The following is a 15,807-nucleotide window of genomic DNA, read 5'->3' on the forward strand; positions in this document are numbered from 1 at the left end:
CATCGCTACAAGCTCACGTGTCGCACCTGTGAGGATTCTTACGCAGTGTTGATCGTGCAGGTCGCCTACCCTCTAGAGCGTGCCGGACGCGAGTATTGGGATCTTCGACAGCGGGGTCGGCGGCTTGACGGTCGCCCGAGCGATCATCGACCAGTTGCCCCAGGAATCGATCACCTATGTGGCCGACACGGCCCGCCAGCCGTACGGGCCGAAACCCATCGCGGAGGTCCGCGCCTACGCCCTGGAAGTGATGGACCACCTTGTCGAGCACGACGTCAAGATGCTCGTGATCGCGTGCAACAGCGCCAGTGCCGCCGTGCTGCGCGACGCGCGTGAGCGCTACGACGTGCCGGTCGTCGAGGTGATCCAGCCGGCCACCAGGCGCGCGGTGCGAGCCACCCGCACCGGCAGGGTAGGCGTGATCGCCACCAGGGCAACCATCGACTCCATGGCCTATCACGACGCCTTCACCGCGGCTCCCGACGTGCAACTCACCGGCGTGGCCGCCCCACGCCTGGTGGAGTACGTCGAACGAGGAGAGACGACGAGCGACGAGCTCATCGAGGTCGTGCGCGACTACCTGGAGCCCATCAGGGCCGCCGGGTGCGACACTCTCATCCTCGGCTGCACCCACTACCCCCTGCTCACCGGCGCCATCTCCTACGTCGCCGGTGACGGGGTCACGCTGGTCTCCAGCGCTGACGAGACGGCCAAGGACGTCTACCGGATCCTGCACGACCACGATCTGGCGGCGGGAGGCGAGGCCACCCCCCGGCACCGCTTCCGCGCCACCGGCGACTCCCTGCTCTTCGCCCGACTCGGGCGGCGTTTCCTGGGCCCGGAGATCGATGCGGTCGAAGTCGCACCAGTGGGGGGTACTACCTTTAACGGCCGCTCGGCGGCGCCGGTGTCTGGACTGACGAGGGAAGACACCGGGTTCGAGGGGCCGAGCCGCGACGCGGAGCGTCGCAACGAGAAGGAGCCCACATGAAGGTGACCATCGTCGGCTGCTCGGGGAGCTACCCCGGGCCCGACAGCCCCGCGTCCTGCTACCTGATCGAGGCCGACGGGTTCAGGATGCTGCTCGACCTCGGCAGCGGGTCGCTCGGCGCGCTCCAACGCCACATCGGCCTGTACGACGTGGACGCGATCTGCCTGTCCCATCTGCATGCCGACCACTGCCTCGACATCTGCGGATACCACGTGGCCCGCACGTACGGACCCGAGGCGCCGTACCCCGTGGTGCCCGTCTACGCGCCCGCCGCCGCGCCGGGCCGGTTGGCGGCCGCGTACGGGATGCCGGAGGAGCCGGGCCTCGAGACCGCGTTCGACTTCGTGGCGCTGGCACCCGGCTCGTTCCAGATCGGGCCGTTCACCCTCACCGCGGGCCTGGTCAACCACCCGGTCGAGGCGTACGGCTTCCGCGTCGCCAACGGCGGCGCCTGCGTGGCCTACTCCGGCGACACCGGCGAGTCGAACGAGCTGGTGAAGCTGGCCACGGGCGCCGACCTGCTGCTGTGCGAGGCGTCCTTCATCGAGGCCCCCGACCTCCCCTCCGGCCTGCACCTGACCGGGCGCCAGGCCGCCGAGCACGCCGCCAAGGCCGACGTCGGCCGGCTCGTGCTCACCCACCTCGTGCCCTGGAACGACCAGGCCGTCGTGCTCGACGAGGCCGCGGGAGGCGGCTACGACGGTCCCGTCGAGCTGGCCCGCAGCGGAGCGGTCTACGACCTGGCCTGAGCCTCGCTGAAGTCGCGCATGCGCGGCAGCCGCGAGAACAGCAGCGGCACGAACGCCACCAGCCGTCCCGCCATGAACACCCACAGGGCCTCACGAACGCCGATCTGCTGGCCGACCAGGCCGCCGAGCAGCGCGCCCAGCGGCATGGTGCCCCAGACCATGAACCTCACCGACGCGTTGACCCGGCCGAGCAGGTGCTCGGGGGTCACCGTCTGCCGGTAGGTGATCTGGCCCACGTTCATCAGGGCCGCGCTCCACGACAACATGATCGAGGTGATCGCGAAGCACACCACCCGCCAGTCGGCCTGCGTCATCGGCAGCAGCAGGCCGAAGGGCGAGGCAACGGTGACCGCCAGCCAGGCCATCCTGGCGGCGCCGTATTTCCTGGACAGCCAGCCGCCGGTGAAGCCGCCGATCAGGCCGCCGATCCCGCCCGACATGAGCAGCACGCCGATGAGGCCGGGCGGCAGCCTGACCACCTCGGCCAGGAACAACACCGATAAGCTCAGCACGGCACTGATGCACAGGTTGACGGCGGCCGTCGTGGCCACGAACATGCGCATCAGCCCGTCGCGCCACACGTACGCCAGGCCCTCGCCGATGCCGCGCAGCAGCGGAGTGGGCTCGGTGACCGGGGGCGGCTTGTCGGCCGCCTTGATCGAGCTCAGGAAGAGCACCGAGGCGAGCGCGCCCAGCGCGGTGGCGACCATCGTGCGCGGCGCCCCCAGCAACTGCACCAGCGTGCCCCCCACGCCCGGCCCCGCCAGGAACGACCCCGAGCGCACCACCTCAAGCTTGGAGTTGCCGTCGGTGAGCAGCCGGTTGCTGACGAGATCGGGCAGGTACGTCTGGTCGGCCACGTCGTTGAAGACCTGCGCCACACCGGCGAGCAGCGCCACCACGAACATCAACCCGATCGACAACACCCCCAGCTCGGACGCCAGCGGTATGCTCCCGAGCAGGAGGAACCTGGCCAGGTCGGATGCCATCATCACGCGGCGCCTGCGCATCCTGTCGACCCACACCCCCGCGGGCAGGCCGATCAGCAGGAAGGCGGTTGTCTGCAACGCGGACAACACGCCCACCTCCGCGGGGCGGGCGTGCAGCACGAGCACGGCGACCAGCGGGAGCGCGACGCGCGAGATATTCGCTCCGAGTTCGTTCGCGACGTGCGAACTGAGGAACCGGAGGAAGTCAGGGTTTCGCAACACCCCCGTTGTCATTGCGTAAGGATCCATGTGTCGGACACATTTGGTCAAGAGTGTTGTGGCGCGGAGATAGGGTGATCTGCATGTCCAGACAGGATGGCCGCAACCCTGACCAGCTTCGCCCCATCACCATCACCAGGCAATGGCTCACCCATGCCGAGGGCTCGGTGCTGGTCGAGTTCGGCGGCACCAGGGTGTTGTGCGCGGCCACCGTCCAGGACAGCGTGCCGCGGTGGCGAAGAGGCAGCGGCCAGGGCTGGGTTACGGCCGAATACGCCATGCTGCCGCGCGCGACCAATACTCGTAACGATCGCGAATCGGTCCGGGGCAAAATCGGCGGCAGGACCCACGAGATTTCCCGGTTGATCGGGCGCTCGCTGCGCGCCTGCGTCGATTACAAGGCGTTGGGGGAAAACTCCATTCTGCTCGACTGCGACGTGCTGCAGGCCGACGGCGGCACCAGGACCGCCGCGATCACCGGCGCCTACGTCGCGCTGGCCGACGCGGTCGCCTGGATGCGCAAGCGCCGGATGTGCCCGGGCGACCCGCTGATCGGCTCGGTCGCGGCCGTCTCGGTCGGGGTGGTCGGCTCGGTGCCGATGCTCGACCTGTGCTACACCGAAGACGTCGCCGCCGAGACCGACATGAACGTGGTGATGACCGGCGAGGGCAGCTTCGTCGAGGTGCAGGGCACCGCCGAGGGCGCGCCGTTCGACCGCGACGTGCTCAACGAGCTGCTCGACCTGGCCGTGGGCGGCTGCGAGGAGCTCACGCTGATCCAGCAGGAGGCGCTCGGCGCATGAAGATCGTGCTGGCCACCCGCAACGCGGGAAAGATCGCGGAGCTGCGCCGCATCCTGGCCGGGTTCGACATCGTCGGGCTGGAGGAGTTCCCCGCGATCGGCGAGGTCGCCGAGACCGGGGTCACGTTCGAGGAAAACGCCCTGCTCAAGGCACATGCCGTCGCGCAGGGGTCCGGGTTGCCCGCGGTCGCAGACGACTCGGGGCTGTGCGTCGACGTGCTCAACGGCATGCCCGGCGTCTTCTCCGCCCGCTGGTCTGGGCGGCACGGCGACGACCGGGCCAATCTCGCGTTGTTGCTGGCGCAGGTCTCCGACGTGCCCGCAGACAAGCTGACCGCCTACTTCGCCTGCGCCGCCGCGCTGGCGCTGCCGTCGGGGGAGTGCCGCGTGGTCGAAGGCGTGCTGCAGGGGCGCCTGGTCACCACGCCCCGAGGGGCCAACGGGTTCGGCTACGACCCGATCTTCGTGCCCGACGGCGAGGATCGCACGACGGCCGAGATGCCGGCGGAGGAGAAGGACGCCATCAGCCACCGAGGGCGGGCCTTCCGCGCGCTGGCGCCGATCGTGCGCGGGCTGCTCAGCTCGTAACCACCGCGTAAGAACCCTTTGACGCGCGACGACGTACCTTCGGAACGTGCAGAGGAATGAGATGGTGCCCGCCTGGGCCGGGGCCCTGGCGGGACTGGTGTCCGGCGGCGTGGCCCTGGGCATCGCGCAGCTCGTGGCCGGCGTCGTGGGGCCCGAGACGTTTCCCGTCGTGGCCGTGGGCGATGTGACGGTCGATCTGACGCCGCCTCCGGTCAAGGACTTCGCGATCAGGACGTTCGGCGAGAACGACAAGACGGTCCTCATCGGGGGCGTTCTCGTGGTGCTCGCCGCGATCGCCGCCGTCATCGGGGTGCTGGCCAGGCGCCGGCTCGCCTACGGCTTCGCCGGGCTGGCCGCGTTCGGGGTGGTGGGCCTGCTGGCGGTGCTGACCCGGCCGGACGCCGGGGTCCTGGACGCGATCCCGACCGTGGTCGGGGCCGCGGCCGGCGCCTGGACGCTCTCCTGGCTGGTACGGCGGGCAGCGGGCGGCTCGCGCGCCGAGCCGGCCCCGGGCGACTCGGCCCCGTCCGCCGACGCCACCGGCGAGGACGCCGACAGGGGCGGCGTCGGCGTGGAGTGGCCCGCGGTGATGCGGTCCGGCGCGGAGCTGCGGGCGTTCGACCGGCGGCGGTTGCTGACCGGGGTCGCCGGTGGCGTGGTGGTCGCGGGGGCGGCGGCCGTCATCGGGCAGCAGCTCGGCGGGCGCCGGGCGGTGGACGCCGCGCGGGTGGGGCTGGCCCTGCCCAAACCGGCGACGCCGGCCAAGCCCGTCCCGGCGGGCGCGGACCTCCGCATCAACGGCCTGTCCCCGTTTATCACGAAAAATCGGGACTTCTACAGGGTTGATACCGCCCTCGTCGTCCCCCAGGTCGATCCGAACGACTGGAAGTTGCGCATCCACGGCCTGGTCGAACGGCCGGTCGAGCTCACGTACGCGGACCTGCTGAAGATGCCGCTCACCGAGGCGGACGTCACGCTCACCTGCGTCTCCAACGAGGTCGGCGGCGATCTCGTCGGCAACGCCCGCTGGCTGGGGGTCCGCATGGCCGAGGTGCTGCGCAGGGCCGGGCTCCGGTCGAACGCCGACATGCTCCTGTCCACCTCCGCCGACGGCTTCACCTGCGGCACCCCGGTCGACGTGGTCATGGACGGGCGTGATGCGCTGTTCGCGGTCGCGATGAACGGCGAGGCCCTTCCCGTCGACCACGGCTTCCCGGTGCGCCAGGTGGTGCCCGGCCTGTACGGGTACGTGTCGGCCACCAAGTGGGTGGTGGACATCAAGGTGACCAGGTTCGACGCGGACGAGGCGTACTGGACGCCGCGCGGGTGGGCGGCCAAGGGGCCCATCAAGACCGAGTCGCGCATCGACCTGCCCAAGCCGGGGGACTCGCGGAAGGCCGGGCGTACCACGATCGCGGGGGTGGCGTGGGCGCAGCACACCGGGATCGACGCCGTGGAGGTGCGGGTCGACCGCGAGCAGTGGCGGCAGGCGAAGCTGGCTGAGGTGGCGGGGCCCGACACCTGGCGGCAGTGGTCGATCGACTGGGACGCCACCCCCGGGCGGCACACGATCCAGGTGCGGGCGACCGACGCCTCCGGGTACACGCAGACCGAGGCGTCCGCGCCGCCCGCCCCCGACGGGGCCACCGGGTGGCACACCATCACGGTGCAGGTCTCCTAGGTTTGGGCTGTTTGCGCAGGTACGGCGGGTAGTTCTGGCGGCGAATCTTCCTGACTTCGCCTCCCGGTCATGGTGGCGCCTCTACGATCGTTCGTCGAGCATGACAGGAGGCAGGCCGTGTTCCGCGAGCGCAAGCCGAGCGTCCGGTGGGTCCTTCCAGAGGAGCAGTACAACCCCGTGGTGGCGGAGGGGGTGCGGTGGCTCGACTACGAGCGGGCCGCCGAGACAGACACCTCCTCCGGCCTTCCTCCGGAGGCTCCGGCCACCTTAGAGCCCGCGGGAACGACCGGCCCGCCGGACGATCCCGAGCCCGACAGCCTCGATACGCCCGCCGTGCCCGCTGCCGAGTGCGACTGGTTCGAGCGGGAGCAGCGGCCGCCCAGGCTCGCCGACTCCCGGCCGTACGGCGTGCCGGGTGGGCTCGCGCGGCCGGACCCGCAGGTGGAGCGGGACCTGGCCGAGGCACTGCGGCAGGGCGCGCGCTTTCCCGACCCGCGCGGCACCTGGGTGCGGCTGGTGAACGGCGGCGGGCCCGCCGACGACCCGTTCCGGGCCTCCAACGCCGCCGACTGCGCGCTGGCCGTGTTGTCCACCTGGCACGGCGAACCCGCGGCGGCCGCGCCTCGGCTGCCCGAGTACGACCGGATCGGCCGGCCGGTGCTGACCGGCGAGCGCGGGAGCGTGGCCAGGATCGAGCGGTGGGTGGGGCAGCGACTCCAGTACGCGGGTCAGGGGCGGCACGCCTACCCGATGATCGCGCGGCGGCTGCTCGACGCCGGGCACGGGGCCGGCGCCGTCATCGTGGTGCGCTGGCCGGGTGGCGGCTCCCACGCCTGGAACGCGGTCAACGTCGACGGTGAGGTGATCTGGATCGACGCCCAGCGGGGGCACATGTCGGTGGAGCCGCCGTACACGACGGTGACCGGGGTGTTCTGCGTGATACTCGACCGGCACGGGCGGCCGCGATGAACCTCGATCAGGCCAGGGCGCTGGCCGAGGAGTACTTCAACGGGGTACGCCCGGCGGATGAGGCGGTGTCGGTGGGGGTGCACGGGTTCGGTGACGGATATGTCGCCTGGGCGCGTGAGCTCGATCCGGACGATCCCGCCAGGTTGCCGGAGACGGTCGGGGGAGGGTGCATCGTGATCGACCGGGCTACGGGTGAGGTGGTGGCCAGACCGCTGCTCGATCCGGAGACCGTGGCCGAGTTGTGGCCGGGCCGCACGCCCCGCTGAGGTCTTTTGAGGTGCATTAAGAAGGCCGGGCGCCGCCCCCATAGAGACGCCCGACCTTTATACCCTCTATCCGGATTTTCCGGTTTTATTCCATTTAATGGACTTTTGTCCGAATTAGCCGGTGGCGAGGGAGCCGACGATCGAGGCCCGCGTGGCGCGGCGAGCCGGGAGGACGGCGGCCAGCACGCCCGCCAGCCCGGAGAGCACCACGAACAGCGCGATCTGGACCACGGGCACCGAGAAGACCGCGCCGTCCAGCATCGCCATCATGGCGGCCCAGCCGAAGGCGCCCCCGAGCACGACCCCGACCAGCGCGCCGATCAGGCCGAGCACCAGCGCCTCGATCGAGAGCATCCCGCGCAGTTGCGGCCGGGTCAGCCCCAGCGCCCGCAGCAGCGCCGACTCCCTGGTGCGTTCGTGCACCGACAGCGAGAGCGTGTTCGCGATGCCCAGCAGGGAGATCAGGATCGCCAGCCCGAGCAGCCCAGTGATGATCATGAGCATCATGTCCAGGGTCTCGTCGAACTGGCCGCGTACCTCTGTCGAGCTCGTCACCTGCACGGTCGGATGCGCGGCCGCGGCGGCGTCCACCACCTTGCGGGCCCGCTCCGGCGGCACGCCGTCGCTGATGTTGACCATCACCCGCGAGTCGGGCACCGCGCCGAAGTAGGTGTCGAACGGCCCTTCCGCCACCGTGACGGGCGGCAGCGCCGACTGGGTGCCGTCGAGCAGCGCGGCCACCTTCAGCGGAACCGTCCCCGCCTTCCTGGTCGCGAGCGACACCGAGTCGCCGACCCGCACGCCGAGGTCCTTGGCCACGAACTCGTCGAGCGCCACCTGCCCGGCCCCGAAGGCCGTCATGGAGCCGGAGACGACGAACGGGGTCATGGGCCCGCTGTACGTGCCGACGTCCCGGCGCTTGCCGTTCACCGGGGCCTTGGCCTCGCGGATCTGCACCACCGAGGTCAGCTCCGGCCGGCCGCGCAGCTCGGCCGCCACGGACCTGGGGATGACGGAGTCGCGTTCCTGGCTCGCCAGCAGGTAGTCGACCGGGAACTGCTCGTCGAGCTGGGCCGTCAACGTCAGCCTGGTGGACGCGGTGACCACCGAGATCAGCGTCATGAGCGTCACGCCGATGGTCAGCGCGACGGTCGTGGTCGCGGCCCGCTTCGGGTTGCGCCCCGAATTGTCCACCGCCAGCCGGCCCGGCACCCCGAACAGCCGGCCCGGGATCCAGCCGACCAGCGCGCTCAGCGGTTTGACCAGCACAGGGCCCAGGATCAGCACCGCCAGGAAGGTCAGCGCGCCCCCGGCCATCACGACGAGGAGCGAGGTCTCCCCTGGCTCCAGCGCCAGCACGCCGGCGGCGGTCGTACCGAGGCCCGCCACCAGGAAGAGCGCGGCGAGGAGTCCGCGCACCAGGCCCGCGCGGAACGTCTGCTCCTCCACCTGGCTGCGCAACGCCGCGATCGGCGGGACCCGGGTGGCCGACCTGGCGGGCAGCACGGCCGCGCCCACGGTGACCAGCAGGCCAACGGCCAGACCGATCGCGATCGTGGCGGGCGTGAGCGTGACGGCCGCGTCGGTGGGCAGCGGTGCGTCGAGCGTGCCGAGGACCGCCAGGGTGAGCGCGGCCAGGCCGTACCCTGCGATCAGGCCGAGCGCGGAGGCGAGCGCGCCCACCACGGCGGACTCCAGCAGGATCGAGCCGAACACCTGCCCGCGCGTGGCCCCGATGCACCGCAGCAGCGCCATCTCCCTGGTGCGCTGCGCGACGAGGATGCCGAACGTGTTGTAGATCACCAGCGCGGCCACCATCATCGCCACGACCCCGAACATCAGCAGGCCCAGCGTGAACGTCTGCGTCTCGACTCCGGCCTGCTTGCCCAGGTCGTCGGCCAGCTCGGCGCCGGTCTTGACCACGTACCCGCCGCCGACGGCCGCCGCGACGGCCTCCTTGGGCGCCGTGCCCGCGACGTCGATCTCGCGGTAGCCCTTCGCGCCGGTCATGCGCTGCGCGGTGGCCGTGGTGAAGCCGACCGCGCCGGTGGAGGCGAGTTCCTGGTCCACGCCGGGGTCGAGCAGACCGACGAGCCTGAACCGGTGCTCGGCCCGTTCGCCGTCGAGCACGGTGATCGTGTCGCCGGGCCGGAAGCCCTGGGCCTTGGCGGTGTTCTCGTCGAGCACGGCGGCCTGGTCGTCGGTGCCGGGGCCGGTGCCGGAGACGATGTCGGTGCGGTCGAGCGGGCCCCGGACGATGGAGACGGCGGTGGTGGGGAGGTTCCCGACGGTCTTGCCGTCCTTGCCGAGCAGGGGCGCGGCGCCGCGGATCAGGCCCTGGGCCTCGGTCACGCCGTCCAGCGCGCGGATACGTTCGAGCAGCCGCTCGGGCAGCACGGCGTCCGGGCCCTCGGGCAGTACGGCCACGTCCACCTTGTCCGCGTCGGCCGTGACGCGCTGGGAGAAGCCGGCCTGGACGGTGTCGTTCAGGACGAACGTACCCGCGATGAACCCCACGCCCAGCATGATCGCCAGCGCGGTCAGCAGCAGCCTGAGCCGGTGCGCGCGCACCCCGGCCAGCGCCGTCCTCAGCACCTCACGCCTCCAGCTTCACGAGCGTGTCCAGCACGGACTGCGGCGTCGGCGCGGCGATCTCGGTGACCAGCTCGCCGTCGCGCAGGAAGACCACCCGGTCGGCGTACGACGCCGCCACCGGGTCGTGCGTGACCATGACGATGGTCTGGCCCAGCTCGCGTACCGAGGTGCGCAGGAAGGACAGGATCTCGGCGCCGCTGCGGGAGTCGAGGTTGCCCGTCGGCTCGTCGGCGAAGATCACCTGGGGCTTGCTGATCAGTGCCCTGGCCACGGCCACGCGCTGCTGCTGGCCGCCGGACAGCTCGGTCGGCCGGTGCGAGAGCCGGTCCTTCAGCCCGACGGTCTCGATGACCCGGTCGTACAGGGGCTGGTCCGCCAGGCGGGAGGCGATCTCCAGCGGCAGCCGGATGTTCTGCTCGGCGGTCAGCGTGGGCAGCAGGTTGAACGCCTGGAAGACGAACCCGATCCGCTCGCGGCGCAGGAGGGTGAGCTGCCGGTCGTTCAGGCCGGTCAGCTCCACGTCGCCGATGTGCACGGTGCCCGAGGTGGCGGCGTCGAGCCCGGCCAGGCAGTGCATCAGCGTGGACTTGCCCGATCCGGACGGGCCCATGATGGCGGTGAACGCGCCGGTGGCGAAGGCCACGTTCACCTCGCGGAGGGCGTGGACCCGGGCGTCGCCCTGGCCGTACACCTTGGTCAGATCGGTGGCCAGCACCGCGGGCGGGGCTTGGCGCCAGGTCTCGGCGAGTGTCACGTTCACTCCTTGTCGTGATTTATCAACGCGAACCACGGTAGGAGTGGAAATTTCGTGATTTATGGGTCCTGAGGAGGGACTTCGGGTACGCGCGTGGATGACCCGCGTCAGACTTTCGGCCGATGCGACGGCACGATCAGCCCGGCCTCGTACGCGTACACCACCACCTGCGCCCGGTCCCGCAGCCCCAGCTTGGCCAGCACCCGGCCCAGATGCGTCTTCACCGTGGCCTCCGCGACCTCCAGGCGGCCGGCGATCTCCGTGTTGGACAGGCCGCGGGCCACCATGAGCAGCACCTCCCGCTCGCGCGGCGTCAGCTCGGACGCCGCCGCCAGCTCCTCGGTCGGCAACTGCGCGGCGAACCTGTCCAGCATGCGCCGCAACGTGCTCGGCGACACCACGGCGTCGCCCGCGTGCACCAGCCTGATGGCGTTGACCAGGTCACCCGGCGGCACGTCCTTCAGCAGGAACCCGGCCGCGCCCGCCTTGACCGCGGAGAACGCGTACTCGTCCAGGTCGAACGTGGTCAGGATCAGCACCTTCGGCCCCTCAATGTGCCTGGTGGCCTCCACGCCGTCCATGTGGGGCATGCGCACGTCCATGAGCACCACGTCCACCTCGGTGGTCTTGAGGAGCTCCAGCGCCGCGACCCCGTCACCGGCCTCCGCCACGACCTCGATGTCCGGCTGGGCCCCGAGCACCATCCTGAACCCGGCCCGCAACAGCTCCTGGTCGTCGACCAGCATCACGCGTATCACCCGGCCGCCTCCATCTCCCTATGCCGCCTTGACCATGGGCAACCTGGCCAGCACCTCGAAGCCGCCGCCCTGCCTGGGGCCCGCCGACACGGCGCCGCCGTACATGCCGACCCGCTCGCGCATGCCGATCAGGCCGTGGCCGCCGGGGCTCCTCGGGGCCGCCGCGCCCCTGCCGTCGTCGGTCACGCGCACGACCAGCTCGGAGCCGTAGTCGATCTCCACCGTCGCGTGGACGCCGGGGCCGCCGTGTTTGAGCGCGTTCGTCAGGGCTTCCTGGACGATGCGGTAGACGGCCAGCTGCTGGCCTTCCGGCAACTCGCCCGGCACGCCGCCGACGCGCAATCGGGCGGGCACGGCCGAGCCGCGTACCAGCTCTTCGAGTTGCCCGAGGCCGGGCTGCGGGGTGTAGTCGGTGCTCGCGGCATCGTCCTCGCGCAGGACGCCCACCAGCCTGCGCATCTCGGCGAGGGCGGCGCGGCCGGTCTTGGAGATGTTCCTGACGGCCAGACGGGCCTGCTCGGGGTCGCTGTCCAGGGCGAAGCCGGCGCCGTCGGCCTGGACCACCATCACGCTGACGTTGTGGGCCACGACGTCGTGCAGCTCCCTGGCGATCCTGGCGCGCTCGGCCGCCGCGGCCATCCTGGCCTGCTGGTCCCGCTCGCGTTCCGCCCGCTCGGCGCGTTCCTCCAGGCTCTCCAGGTAGCGGCGGCGGGTGTTGGCGTACAGGCCGGTCAGCCAGACGGTCACCACGAAGATCGAGCCGCTGAAGAACATGCCGAACGTGGGCCTGTCCCAGTTGACCAGCGCCAGGAACACCCCCACCTCCGCCACCAGCCCCGCCGCCAGCGCCCAGCGGAACGAGCACTGGTAGGTCACCGCCCAGAGCGCGACCAGCACCGCGAGGTTCGCGGGCAGCGGGTTGACGCCCGCCGCCCACTGCCCGAAGCTGATCAGCGCGATGATCGAGAAGGAGGTGAGCGGCCTGTCACGCCACGCCAGCGGCAGGATCAGCCCCGCCGACAGGCCCAGGTAACCGGCCAGGCCGAACGGGACTGGGATGCCGGCGGCCAACGGCGCGGCCAGAATCAGGCACAACGCGGCCAGCGGAGCCACCCTGAAGGCGGCCGCCAGCTTCTCGTGACGTCTCGACCACGCCCGTACCTTGCCGAACACATCATCACGATATGTATCCCCGGCCCGGCGTTGTTCCGCCTGGAGGCTGAAGTCCGCGTACGACTCAGGTCTTACACGACTTCGGGTCTTACGCGGGGCTTACGGTGGTTCGGGCACTCTGTTTCTGGGAGCGCCCTCGCGGGCGAGTAAAGGGAGATCGTGATGGCGGATCATGATCGCGACGCCGGGTCGCGCGGTGAAGAGGAAGCACCGCGCGACCCGACCTCGGACACGGACGTCTTTCCGTCGGACACGGACGTCTTTCCGGGGGAGGCCCACGGCCGGTTGAGGTACGGCGAGGCGCCGCCGGGCCCCGGCTACCCGGTGACCGCGCACACCATGCCCCTGGGCTCGCCGCCACCTTCGGACTCCTACAGGGACTTCTTCCGGCAGAAGCAGGCCCAGATCATCGGCGCGGGCCTCATCGGCCTCGTCGCCGGCGCCCTGCTCGGGGGTACCGCCGTGGGGGTCGTCAGCAGTCTCACCCACAGGGACGACGTGCCCCGGGCGTACTGGGAGGAGCCCGGCTGGGGCCACAAGCGCCCCTACCCCTACCCCGAGCGCATCGTCCCTTCCTGCCGACCCGGCCCCGACGGCGTCATCTGCGTCGCGCCGCCCACCTATATGGGGCCCAAGCCCGTCCCTACGACTATGGTCCCGCCGCCGCCCACCCGCACGGGTTAGGCCCTCCTGGTCGCGGGCAACGTCGCCGACCGGCCAATCTCGTCACCTGATACCGGAAAGTCGTCTATTTCGGGAAATGGTGGGTTACTGAGAAACGGCGACATTTGCCGGGCGAAATCCGGCCAGATCCAGGGCTAGGTGTGCGGGCGGGGGGACTCGAACCCCCACGGTGTCTCCACCAACAAGACCTAAACCTGCCGCGTATGCCATTTCGCCACGCCCGCGCAGTCCCCGCCTAAGCGAGCCTGACACAGTTTAGCGCTCCGCGTGGGGCGAGGGAGCATCTGTGACCATGAGGCGGCGGGACCGGCGCGGGCCCTCGGCCGGAGGGCCCGCGGCGTGGGGTCAGCCCAGGCCGAGCTTCTTCTTGAGCGCGGCCACGTGGCCGGTGGCCTTCACGTTGTAGAGCGCCTGCTCGACCTTCCCGTCCCCGTCGATGACGAACGTCGAGCGGATGACGCCCACCACCTCCTTGCCGTACAGCTTCTTCGGGCCGTAGGCCCCGTACGCCTGGTGGACGGTCAGTTCGGGGTCTGACAGCAGGGGGAAGGTCAGGGCGTCGCGTTCGGCGAACTTGGCGAGCTTTTCCGGCTTGTCCTTCGACACGCCGAGGACGACGAAACCCTCGGCGGTGAGCTGGCTGAGATTGTCGCGGAAGTCGCAGGCCTGCTTGGTGCAGCCGGGGGTCATCGCGGCGGGGTAGAAATAGAGGATCACCCGCTTGCCGCGGTAGGCGTCAAGGGAGACGGCGGCACCGTCGGCCGCGGGTAGCGTGAACTCGGGCGCGGCGTCGCCGGGCGCGAGCTTGGTTTCGGTCAATTGGCCCTCCTGAGTTCTTCCCGCCAACTTACCGGGCTGGCCGCCGTGCCGTACGGCGTGCCGACCTGACAGACTGATCACGACCAGAACGGACGAAGCTCGCACGCGGAGCGGGCGCGGCCACGCGTACGGTCGAGAGGAGAGCCATGGCGGACACCGATCCCGACGAGCTGGAGCGGCGGATCGCGCGGACGCGCGCGGAGTTGGCGCAGACGGTCGACGCCATTGCCGACCGGGTGAGCCCCAAGCGGGTCGCCGAGCGTACGGTGGCCGACGTCAAGAGCAGGGCCGGGCACCTGGTGGCGTCCGTGGGAGACGCCTTGGGAGTCACTGCGCCGCGGGAGAGCACCGAGTATGGGGAGGACTCCTGGGAGGAGCGGCCCAATCTGGCGCCGGTGCTGATCGGTATCGGGGCCGTGGTGGTCGTGGGGGCCGCGATCGTGCTCTGGCGGCGGCGCAAGAAGAGCCGCTAACCCCCTCGTTAGAGGAAGGTCTGGCCTTCGCCTCTGTACGTGGGGATCGATTCCACCACGGTGTCGCCCTCGACGAGGTGCAGCGTGTCGAAGCGTTCGCACAGCTCGCCCGCCTTTGCGTGCCTGAACCACACCCGGTCGCCGATCCGCAGGTCCTGGGCCGCCTGGCCGAGCAGCGGGGTCTGCACCTCGCCCGCGCCCTCGTCCCGGGTGTATCGCAGGCCCGCGGGGAGGTACGGCTGCGGCAGGCGGCTCGGGCCAGGGGTGCCGGAAGCCAGATAGCCGCCCCCGAGCACGGTCACCGTGTCCTGGCCGGGGCGGCGCACCACCGGCAGGGCGAACATCGCCGCCGGATGGCCCGTGAAGCGGCGGTAGAAGTCGAACAACCTCGGGTGGAACAGGCCCGATCCGGCCGCCACCTCCGTGATGGCCTTCTCGCGTACAGTGCGTTCGATCGAGCCGGTGCCGCCGCCGTTGACGAATTCGAGGTCGGCGAACTGGCGGACGGCGTTCACGATGCGGCCGCGCCTGACGACGAGGTCCCTGGCCGACTGTGACTGCATGAGCCTGACGGCGCGGGTGTAGGCGGCGTTCGCGCGTGGTGCGTCGCCGACTCCGGCGATCTGGGCCTCGTACGCCATCAGCCCCGCCAGCCTGAACCCGGGGCGTTTGGCGAGGTCGGCGGCCAGGTCGGCGGCCTCGTCCGGCTCGCGGATGGTGGAACGGAGGACTCCAGCCCGAAATTTCCCACCGAGGGCGACATATCCGGCGTCGATGTCGATACATATCCGGATTTCGGCCCGACGGTGGACGGCGGCCACGGCCGTCTCGATGAAGTCCAGGTGGGCGGGCGAGTCGATGGTCACGGTGATGTGCCCGGCCGCGTGCGCGTCCCCGGCCAGGGAGCCCAGCGCCTGGCGGTCGGCCGTGGGGTAGGCCACGAGGATGTCCGTGAAGCCGTGCGCGACCAGCCACAACGCCTCGGGAAGCGTGAAGGCCATGATGCCCTGGAAGCCGTCCATGGCCAGGATGCGTTCGAGGAGGGAGCGGCTGCGTACCGACTTGCTGGCCACCCGGATCGGCTTGCCCGCCGCCCGCCGTACGAGGTCAGCCGCGTTGGCTCGCATGGCCGCCAGGTCGAGGATCGCGAAGGGCGGTTCGAGGGCCGCTGTGGCGCGGTCGTAGCGCTGGCGGTCATCCATACCAGCAGCGTAACGACATATCGGGCAAATGAATATGAGAGTTGTTCGCATTAGTGCCTGCCGCCGTAATGTTCGGGCAAATCGGCGGCGAGGGC

At 70.7% G+C, this 15,807-nt stretch carries 16 protein-coding genes and 1 tRNA gene; 9 read left to right on the forward strand and 8 right to left on the reverse strand.

Features of this window, described 5'->3' with window-relative positions:
* The first annotated feature begins 79 nt into the window (after positions 1 to 79).
* Together murI and ACFLIM_RS07180 are read left to right on the forward strand one after the other, a co-directional pair.
* Positions 80 to 991 carry a glutamate racemase gene (murI, locus tag ACFLIM_RS07175; RefSeq protein ID WP_393163202.1) on the forward strand — a complete coding sequence of 304 codons (912 nt, stop codon included), beginning with the start codon at positions 80 to 82 and terminating at the stop codon, positions 989 to 991.
* The gene (locus ACFLIM_RS07180; RefSeq protein ID WP_393163204.1) at positions 988 to 1,740 is read left to right on the forward strand and encodes an MBL fold metallo-hydrolase; all 753 of its coding nucleotides are present in this window, start codon (positions 988 to 990) and stop codon (positions 1,738 to 1,740) included. The genes murI and ACFLIM_RS07180 overlap by 4 nt, the downstream gene beginning before the upstream one ends.
* Here the strand turns inward: ACFLIM_RS07180 and ACFLIM_RS07185 are convergent.
* Positions 1,725 to 2,951 (reverse strand): MFS transporter, encoded by a 1,227-nt coding sequence (locus ACFLIM_RS07185; RefSeq protein ID WP_393163206.1) that lies wholly within the window; start codon positions 2,949 to 2,951, stop codon positions 1,725 to 1,727. The two genes, ACFLIM_RS07180 and ACFLIM_RS07185, sit on opposite strands and share 16 nt — an antisense overlap.
* An 80-nt stretch (positions 2,952 to 3,031) precedes the next feature.
* Here ACFLIM_RS07185 and rph point away from each other — a divergent pair, with 80 nt between their 5' ends.
* The 5 genes from rph to ACFLIM_RS07210 all read left to right on the forward strand — a co-directional run bounded on the left by rph (position 3,032) and on the right by ACFLIM_RS07210 (position 7,254).
* Positions 3,032 to 3,751 (forward strand): ribonuclease PH, encoded by a 720-nt coding sequence (rph, locus tag ACFLIM_RS07190; RefSeq protein ID WP_393163208.1) that lies wholly within the window; start codon positions 3,032 to 3,034, stop codon positions 3,749 to 3,751.
* Positions 3,748 to 4,338, forward strand: a complete 591-nt coding sequence (rdgB, locus tag ACFLIM_RS07195; protein WP_393163210.1) for an RdgB/HAM1 family non-canonical purine NTP pyrophosphatase — start codon at positions 3,748 to 3,750, stop codon at positions 4,336 to 4,338. Before rph ends, rdgB begins: the two co-directional genes overlap by 4 nt.
* Before the next feature lie 46 nt (positions 4,339 to 4,384).
* A complete protein-coding gene (locus ACFLIM_RS07200) occupies positions 4,385 to 6,019 on the forward strand; it encodes a molybdopterin-dependent oxidoreductase (RefSeq protein WP_393163212.1) in 1,635 nt (544 codons plus the stop codon).
* Positions 6,020 to 6,088: 69 nt separating this feature from the next.
* A complete protein-coding gene (locus ACFLIM_RS07205; protein WP_393163214.1) occupies positions 6,089 to 6,988 on the forward strand; it encodes a toxin glutamine deamidase domain-containing protein in 900 nt (299 codons plus the stop codon).
* Complete coding sequence (locus ACFLIM_RS07210; protein WP_393163216.1) at positions 6,985 to 7,254, forward strand: hypothetical protein; 270 nt, start codon at positions 6,985 to 6,987, stop codon at positions 7,252 to 7,254. The genes ACFLIM_RS07205 and ACFLIM_RS07210 overlap by 4 nt, the downstream gene beginning before the upstream one ends.
* 114 nt (positions 7,255 to 7,368) lie before the next feature.
* On the opposite strand, the gene ACFLIM_RS07215 is transcribed toward ACFLIM_RS07210, so the two are convergent.
* The 4 genes from ACFLIM_RS07215 to ACFLIM_RS07230 all read right to left on the reverse strand — a co-directional run bounded on the left by ACFLIM_RS07215 (position 7,369) and on the right by ACFLIM_RS07230 (position 12,534).
* Positions 7,369 to 9,849: an ABC transporter permease gene (locus ACFLIM_RS07215; protein ID WP_393163218.1), complete on the reverse strand. Its 2,481-nt coding sequence runs from the start codon at positions 9,847 to 9,849 to the stop codon at positions 7,369 to 7,371.
* Position 9,850: 1 nt separating this feature from the next.
* Positions 9,851 to 10,603, reverse strand: a complete 753-nt coding sequence (locus ACFLIM_RS07220; protein WP_393163220.1) for an ABC transporter ATP-binding protein — start codon at positions 10,601 to 10,603, stop codon at positions 9,851 to 9,853.
* Between the two features lie 107 nt (positions 10,604 to 10,710).
* Positions 10,711 to 11,361: a response regulator gene (locus tag ACFLIM_RS07225; protein ID WP_393163222.1), complete on the reverse strand. Its 651-nt coding sequence runs from the start codon at positions 11,359 to 11,361 to the stop codon at positions 10,711 to 10,713.
* An 18-nt stretch (positions 11,362 to 11,379) separates the two neighbouring features.
* On the reverse strand, positions 11,380 to 12,534 hold the full coding sequence (locus tag ACFLIM_RS07230) for a sensor histidine kinase (protein WP_393163224.1): 1,155 nt from the start codon (positions 12,532 to 12,534) through the stop codon (positions 11,380 to 11,382).
* Between the two features lie 162 nt (positions 12,535 to 12,696).
* Between ACFLIM_RS07230 and ACFLIM_RS07235 the strand changes: the two genes are divergently transcribed.
* On the forward strand, positions 12,697 to 13,218 hold the full coding sequence (locus tag ACFLIM_RS07235) for a hypothetical protein (protein ID WP_393163226.1): 522 nt from the start codon (positions 12,697 to 12,699) through the stop codon (positions 13,216 to 13,218).
* A gap of 141 nt (positions 13,219 to 13,359) precedes the next feature.
* Here the strand turns inward: ACFLIM_RS07235 and ACFLIM_RS07240 are convergent.
* Both ACFLIM_RS07240 and bcp read right to left on the reverse strand, forming a co-directional pair.
* Positions 13,360 to 13,442 (reverse strand) — tRNA-Leu (locus ACFLIM_RS07240).
* 121 nt (positions 13,443 to 13,563) lie between these two features.
* Positions 13,564 to 14,037 carry a thioredoxin-dependent thiol peroxidase gene (gene bcp / locus ACFLIM_RS07245; RefSeq protein ID WP_393163228.1) on the reverse strand — a complete coding sequence of 158 codons (474 nt, stop codon included), beginning with the start codon at positions 14,035 to 14,037 and terminating at the stop codon, positions 13,564 to 13,566.
* Between the two features lie 146 nt (positions 14,038 to 14,183).
* On the opposite strand from bcp, the gene ACFLIM_RS07250 reads away from it, so the two are divergent.
* Positions 14,184 to 14,510, forward strand: a complete 327-nt coding sequence (locus ACFLIM_RS07250; protein WP_393163230.1) for a DUF3618 domain-containing protein — start codon at positions 14,184 to 14,186, stop codon at positions 14,508 to 14,510.
* 8 nt (positions 14,511 to 14,518) lie between these two features.
* Here the strand turns inward: ACFLIM_RS07250 and ACFLIM_RS07255 are convergent, their stop codons facing one another.
* Complete coding sequence (locus ACFLIM_RS07255; protein WP_393163232.1) at positions 14,519 to 15,712, reverse strand: amino acid deaminase/aldolase; 1,194 nt, start codon at positions 15,710 to 15,712, stop codon at positions 14,519 to 14,521.
* Positions 15,713 to 15,807 lie beyond the last annotated feature (95 nt).

Source organism: Nonomuraea marmarensis (genome assembly GCF_043197025.1).
GTDB lineage: Bacteria > Actinomycetota > Actinomycetes > Streptosporangiales > Streptosporangiaceae > Nonomuraea > Nonomuraea marmarensis.